Raw genomic sequence first — 6,423 nt, 5'->3', positions numbered from 1 at the left:
TGGCGCGGCAAACAACAGGGCAAGGCAAATGAGCGCGGCTTTCACGCGCTCATCCTAACCCCTTCTCAAGCCAGCGTCATCTTGCGCTTGCCGCGCTTCACCACGGCGGCCTGCGGTGCAGTCGTGGCCATGGAGACCGTCTTGATCGTATCAATGAAAACCCAGTCGCAGCGGGTTTCGGCGGCGCTGAACGACAAGGTGAGATAGCCGCGGCGGCTGGTGTCGCACCATTGCAGCCCCGGCGAGCTTTGCAGCAGGCCAGCCCGGATCAACGCCGGATCGGCCTTCAACGATGATTCATAGCCCGGCGAGGTGACCGAGTGGACGCCGAATTCGGCTGCCACCGGCTTGCCATCCAGCGTGTGGTTGAAGGCCCACGCGTTGTGGCTGTCGCCGGCGATCACGATCGGATCGGCACCGGCATCGGCCATCGCCTTCAGCAAACGGCGACGCGCCTGCGGATAGCCGGACCACATGTCCTGCGCGCCCGGAATGCCGGCCTGTGCCGCCGCAATGCCGCCCTTCACATAGGCCTGCGCGCGCGGATCGGCATCGGCAGCCAGCCATTCCAGCGCGTTCTTGGGCGTGAACAGATCGCCCATCACCACCTGCTGCGCGATCAACTGCCAGCGCTGGCCGGATTTCACGCTGGCGGCGACTTCGCTGGCAAACCAGGCTTCCTGATCCATGCCCAGCAGCGTGCGCGCCGGATTCTGCCATTCACCCGACTGGAAGGCCTTGATGCCGTCGGCTCCGCCGCGCATCGCGGCATTGAGATCAAGCTGCTTGTCGCGGCCCGACTGCCGCGTATCCAGCGTCATCACCGAGACCAGATCGCCGAAATCATAACGGTTCCAGTAACGGTCCGGCGTCATCAGCCATTCGCGGTGCGCCTTCAGCGCGGCATCGCGGCGCAGTTCCCACACGCCTTCATCATTCTGGTGATTCTGTGCGCCGCCCTTCCAAGTGTCGTTGGCGAATTCATGATCGTCCCAGATGGCAATCATCGGGAAACGCGCATGGATGGCCTGCAGGCCGGGATCGGTGCGATAGCTTGCATAACGCTGGCGATAATCGTCGATCATGGTGATTTCGTTGGCCGGCAGAATCTCGCGGCCGGGCATCACCGTCGCCGGATAATTGCCCACAGGATATTCATAGATATAATCGCCGAGGTGGATCACCGCATCGATATCGTCCCGCACCGCGCCATGGGCATAGGCGTTGAAATGCCCGAACGGCCGGTTGGAGCAGGAGAACACCGCCAGCTTCAACGCATCAAGCTTGCCCGTCGGCAGCGTCTTGGTGCGGCCCACCATCGACATGCTGCCATCGGGCGCGGCAAAACGATACCAGAGCCACTTGCCTTCCGGCAGGCCCGACACGCGCACCTGGGCGGTGCCCCAGGTCTCCGCGCCGGCCATCGTTTCGGCGCGGGCGATGATGCGGCTCATGGCCTCGTCTTCCGCCACTTCCAGCTTCAGGGCCGTCGCCGCGCCGGTCACACTGGCATAGCGCGTCCACAGCGTGACCGCGCCGGGGCCAGGGTGGCCCGAGGCGACACCATGGGTGAAGCCGCTCGCCGGCCACATCCGGGCCAAGGCGGGGCGCACCGGCAGGATCAGGCCGGCAGCCGTTGCCGTCAGGAAGGCGCGACGATCGATGGCAGGACGCATGACAGATTCCCCTTTAGAAGCTGATGCCATTAAACCAAGTTTTGTGACAATTTCGAGAGCAACCACCACCATGGCCAAAATGCGCCAGAAGGCCGATCTGCCTACCAAGGATTGCGCTGCCTGTGGCCGCCCGTTCAGCTGGCGGAAGAAATGGGCGCGCGACTGGGATAATGTGCGCTATTGTTCCGACGCATGCCGCAGTGGGGCCTATGGCCGCGCCAAGGGAACTGCGGCAGACTGACGAAAATTTGGCAGGAGAGTTGAGCATGGCCACGCAACTGAAAACGCCCAGTGTGAAGGATCAGGTTTCGGCCGAAGAGTGGGCGCTGCGCGTCGATCTCGCCGCTGCCTATCGTCTGGTCGCCCATTATGGTTGGGATGATCTGATCTTCACCCACCTCAGCGTGCGGGTGCCGGGGCCGGAGCATCATTTCCTGATCAACCCCTACAACTTGATGTTCGAGGAAATCACCGCGTCCAGCCTCGTCAAGATCGACGTCGAAGGCCATCCGGTGATGGAAACGCCCTACATCACCAACGCCGCTGGCTTCACCATCCACAGCGCCGTCCATATGGCGCGTGAAGATGCCCATGCCGTGATTCACCTGCACACGCCGCACGGGCAGGCGGTTTCGGCGCAGGCCGAAGGGCTGATGCCGCTGACCCAGACCGCCATGCTGATCCGCGACGAGCTGACCTACCACCACTATGAAGGCGTCGCGACAGACCTCGATGAACGGGAACGGCTGGTGGAAGACCTGGGCAGCACCAAGACCGCGATGATCCTGCGCAATCACGGCACGCTCACCGTGGGTGAAACCGTGGCCGAAGCCTTCATCAAGATGTATTTCCTCGAACGCGCCTGCGAAGCGCAGATTCACGCACTGGCCGGCGGGCAGGAGCTGATCAACCACCCGCCGCAGGGCACCCCGGAAAAGGCTGCCGATCAGGGCCGCACCGGCCTGAAGATGGTGGGCAACATGCTGGCCTGGCCGGCACTGCTGCGGAAACTGGACCGGATCGACCCGTCGTTCCGGGATTGATCGTCAGCTTTCAAACCGGTTCAGCGCATCGCCGGCAAAGGCGATGATGGCCAGCCACAGCCAGCCGAACATCATGGCGGTGCCGCCGGCTGGGGCGAGCGCCGCCACCCATTTCGGCGCGCCCAGGGCCAGCAGGTTCAGGTCCATGGCAAAAACGAAGCTGCCAACCGAAACCGCCCAGGCGCCCGAATGCACGAACGGCGAATTGCGCCACGCCAACAGGGCAAACACGGCGGCGACGTGCGGCAACTGGAATGTCACGCCGGTCATGATCCAGTCTTTCGCCTGCGGATCGTCGATGCCGTGGGCGGCAAACGTGCCAAAGGCCAACGCGATCACGGCGTTCAGGCAGGCAAAGGCCGGCAGATAGCGCGGGCGGGCAGGGGGAGCAGCTTCGGTCATGTGCGCTAGACTGCCGCTTGGGTGCGCGCTTGAAAAGCCCTCAATTGCTGTGCCGATACAGCTCACGCGCGGTGATCATCCGCATGATCTGGTTGGTGCCTTCCAAAATCTGGTGCACCCGCAGATCGCGGAAGATGCGCTCCACCGGATAATCCATCAGATAGCCATAGCCGCCATGCAGTTGCAGGGCACGATCGGCCACTGCCATGCCGGTATCGGTGGCAAAACGCTTGGCCATGGCGGCAAATTGCGTCTTGTCGGCCGCGCCTTCGGTCACCTTCACCGCCGCTTGGTAAAGCAGCGCGCGGGCCGCCGAGAGTTCGGTGGCCATATCGGCCAAGGTGAACTGCGTCGCCTGGAAATCGGCAATCGCCTTGCCGAACTGCTGGCGCTGCCGCGTGTAGGCCAGCGCTTCATCCAGCGCGCGCTGGCCGCCGCCCAGACTGCACGCACCAATGTTCAGCCGGCCGCCATCCAACCCAGACATGGCGATGCTGAAACCCTGGCCTTCGACGCCAACCAGATTTTCCACCGGCACCTGCACTTCATCGAAATTCACCTGCGCGGTGGGTTGCGAACGCCAGCCCATCTTGCGTTCCGGCGCGCCAAAACTCACGCCCTTCATGTCGCGTTCGATCACCAGGCAGGAAATGCCCTTCGGCCCCTCCACCCCGGTGCGCACCATGGTGACATAAAGATCATTCACCCCGGCACCCGAAATGAAGGCCTTGGAACCGCTCACCACATAATGATCGCCATCCCTGACGGCACGCGTCTTCAACGCTGCGGCATCCGAACCCGAACCCGGCTCGGTCAGGCAGTAACTGGCGATCTGGTCCATCGTCACCAGCGATGGCAGATATTTGGCCTTCACCGCGTCGTTGCCAAAACAGTCGATCATCCAGGCCGCCATGTTGTGGATGGAGATGAAGGCGCTGGTCGACGGGCAACCATAGGCCATCGCCTCCATGATCAGCGCCGCTTCCAACCGGCCCAGCCCGATGCCGCCGCCGGCCTCGCTGACATAGATCGACCCGAAACCCAGGGCGGCAGCGGCCTGCACCACGTCCTTGGGATAATGATGTTCCGCATCCCAGCGCGCGGCGTGGGGCGTGATCGCTTCGGCCGTGAAGCGCCGGGCGGCTTCCTGAATCGCCTTCTGGTCGTCGGTAAGGTCAAACTGGCTCATCGCTCGTCTTTACGAGGCTGGAAAGCGCCGCGCAATTCGTGCATCAGGCCGATGATGAATCTTGCCCCCGCCACCATCGTCGATCAGCTGATCGAAATTCACGCGCAATCCGTGCTGGCCCTGCGCACAGCGCTCAAGGATTATATCGACAACGGCGTGGCCCCCGACGGCAGCCAGCGCGTGCGCGGCGACTGGGCTTACCCGGAACTGCGCCTCGAGTTTTCCGGCGAACGCCGCGCCTTGCGGCCGATCCGCGCCTTTGCCCGGTTGAACCGCCCCGGCAGCTACACCACCACCGTCACCCGCCCGGCCATGTTCCGCGCCTATCTCGAAGAACAATTGGGCCTGCTGATGGCCGATTATGATGTGGTGGTGTCGGTCGGCCGTTCCGAGGTTGAGGTCCCCTATCCTTATGTTCTCGATGGCGCGGCCGATCTCAACCTGGAAGGCGTCGCCGCCGCCGAGCTGGCCCGGCATTTCCCGACCACCGAATTGCAGCAGATCGGCGACGAACTGGCCGACGGCCTGTGGGACGATACCCGCGCGGATGAACGCCCGCTCGCCCTGTTCGACGGCCCGCGCACGGATTTTTCGCTGGCCCGGCTGAAGCACTACACCGGCACCCCGCCAGAGGATTTCCAGCAGTATATCCTGCTCACCAACTATCACCGCTATGTCGATGAATTCGTGCGCTGGGCCTGCCGGCAGTTGGGGAACGGGTATGATCGCCTCGCCTGCCCCGGCGGGCTGGACCTGACCGCCGCCGATCCCGATGCCGACCGCGCCGCCGCCGATTTTGCCTGGCGCAAGAACCAGATGCCGGCCTGGCACCTGATCGGCCCCAATGGCACCGGCATCACGTTGGTCAACATCGGTGTCGGCCCGGCCAACGCCAAGACGATTTGCGATCACCTTGCCGTGCTGCGCCCGGAAGCCTGGCTGATGATTGGCCACTGCGGCGGCCTGCGACCCAGCCAGGCCATCGGCGATTATGTGCTGGCCCACGCATACCTGCGCGATGATCACGTGCTGGACGACGTGCTGCCACCCGAAATCCCGATTCCGGCATTGTCGGAAGTGCAAAAGGCGCTGCAGTTGGCCACCGAAAAGGTGACCGGCATGACCGGCGATGCGCTGAAACCCCGCCTGCGCACCGGCACGGTGGTGACCACCGACGATCGCAACTGGGAACTGCGCTATTCGCAGTCATCGCTGCGCTTCAACCAGAGCCGCGCCGTCGCCATCGACATGGAATCCGCCACCATCGCCGCGCAAGGCTATCGCTTCCGCGTCCCCTACGGCACCTTCCTGTGCGTTTCCGACAAGCCGCTGCACGGCGAGATCAAGCTGCCCGGCCAGGCCAACCGCTTTTACGAAGGCGCAATTTCCGAACATCTGCAGATCGGCATCGAAGCGATGATGATCCTGCGCGACGAAGGCCCGGCGCTGCATTCACGCAAGCTGCGCGCCTTTGATGAGCCGCCGTTTCGTTGACGTTCAGAGACTGAGCTCAAGCTCCGCCAGCAACGCCGCCCGCGCTGCCTTCACCTGGCGCCACAGATCCGGGTTGGCCATGTCAGCAGGGCCGATGGTTTCGGGCCACCAATGCTCGACCAGCCGCTCCAGCCGGGCGGCCTTCGCTTCATCAAGCAGGAAGCGCGGATCAACCGTGGCGGGATCGGCGGCCACGCGCAGGCGCAGGCAGGCGGGGCCGCCGCCATTCTGCATCGATTCGCGCACATCGACGAAATGCGCCGCGCGGATGGGGCCGTTGCCCTCCACCAGCGCCGCCAGATAGGCCTTCACAGATGGCGTTTCCTCCGCCTCTTTCGGCAGCACCAGCGCCATGCTGCCATCAGGCAGGGTGAGCAGCTGGCTGTTGAACAGATAGGACTTGATTGAATCCTCAAGGCTGACTGCGCTGTCCGGCACCTCGATGGTGATCGCGTCGGGCATGCGGCGCGCCACATCGGCCTTCAGGCCGGCCGCATCGGCAAAGGCGTGCTCATGCGCGAACAGCACATTGCCGTTGGCCACCGCCACCACGTCATTATGGAAGGCGCCGGCATCGATGGCGGTCTGGCTCTGCGCCACGAACAGCGCGTTCGATACG

At 63.8% G+C, this 6,423-nt stretch carries 7 protein-coding genes; 3 read left to right on the top strand and 4 right to left on the bottom strand.

The genetic code is table 11. From position 1 onward, the window contains the following. Positions 1-65: 65 nt before the first annotated feature. On the bottom strand, positions 66-1,676 hold the full coding sequence (locus tag RMO81_RS02090) for an alkaline phosphatase D family protein (protein ID WP_310474068.1): 1,611 nt from the start codon (positions 1,674-1,676) through the stop codon (positions 66-68). Positions 1,677-1,746: 70 nt separating this feature from the next. Here RMO81_RS02090 and RMO81_RS02085 point away from each other — a divergent pair, with 70 nt between their 5' ends. Together RMO81_RS02085 and RMO81_RS02080 are read left to right on the top strand one after the other, a co-directional pair. Continuing rightward, a complete protein-coding gene (locus RMO81_RS02085; RefSeq protein ID WP_310474067.1) occupies positions 1,747-1,917 on the top strand; it encodes a DUF2256 domain-containing protein in 171 nt (56 codons plus the stop codon). A gap of 25 nt (positions 1,918-1,942) precedes the next feature. Continuing rightward, positions 1,943-2,719 carry a class II aldolase/adducin family protein gene (locus RMO81_RS02080; protein ID WP_310474066.1) on the top strand — a complete coding sequence of 259 codons (777 nt, stop codon included), beginning with the start codon at positions 1,943-1,945 and terminating at the stop codon, positions 2,717-2,719. A gap of 3 nt (positions 2,720-2,722) precedes the next feature. On the opposite strand, the gene RMO81_RS02075 is transcribed toward RMO81_RS02080, so the two are convergent. Both RMO81_RS02075 and RMO81_RS02070 read right to left on the bottom strand, forming a co-directional pair. Further along, entirely contained in the window at positions 2,723-3,121 is a 399-nt protein-coding gene (locus RMO81_RS02075) for a DUF423 domain-containing protein (RefSeq protein WP_310474065.1), read from the bottom strand. Positions 3,122-3,161: 40 nt separating this feature from the next. After that, positions 3,162-4,310 (bottom strand): acyl-CoA dehydrogenase family protein, encoded by a 1,149-nt coding sequence (locus tag RMO81_RS02070; RefSeq protein WP_310474064.1) that lies wholly within the window; start codon positions 4,308-4,310, stop codon positions 3,162-3,164. 54 nt (positions 4,311-4,364) lie between these two features. On the opposite strand from RMO81_RS02070, the gene RMO81_RS02065 reads away from it, so the two are divergent. Further along, complete coding sequence (locus tag RMO81_RS02065) at positions 4,365-5,804, top strand: AMP nucleosidase (protein WP_310474070.1); 1,440 nt, start codon at positions 4,365-4,367, stop codon at positions 5,802-5,804. 3 nt (positions 5,805-5,807) lie between these two features. On the opposite strand, the gene RMO81_RS02060 is transcribed toward RMO81_RS02065, so the two are convergent. Beyond that, positions 5,808-6,423: N-succinylarginine dihydrolase (locus tag RMO81_RS02060; RefSeq protein ID WP_310474063.1), on the bottom strand; the 616-nt coding region annotated here is incomplete at its 5' end.

The organism is Sandarakinorhabdus sp., from assembly GCF_031422795.1.
Lineage (GTDB): Bacteria > Pseudomonadota > Alphaproteobacteria > Sphingomonadales > Sphingomonadaceae > Sandarakinorhabdus.
The sequence above is the reverse complement of the archived record's forward strand: the minus strand, read 5'-3'. Positions and strand labels throughout refer to the sequence as shown.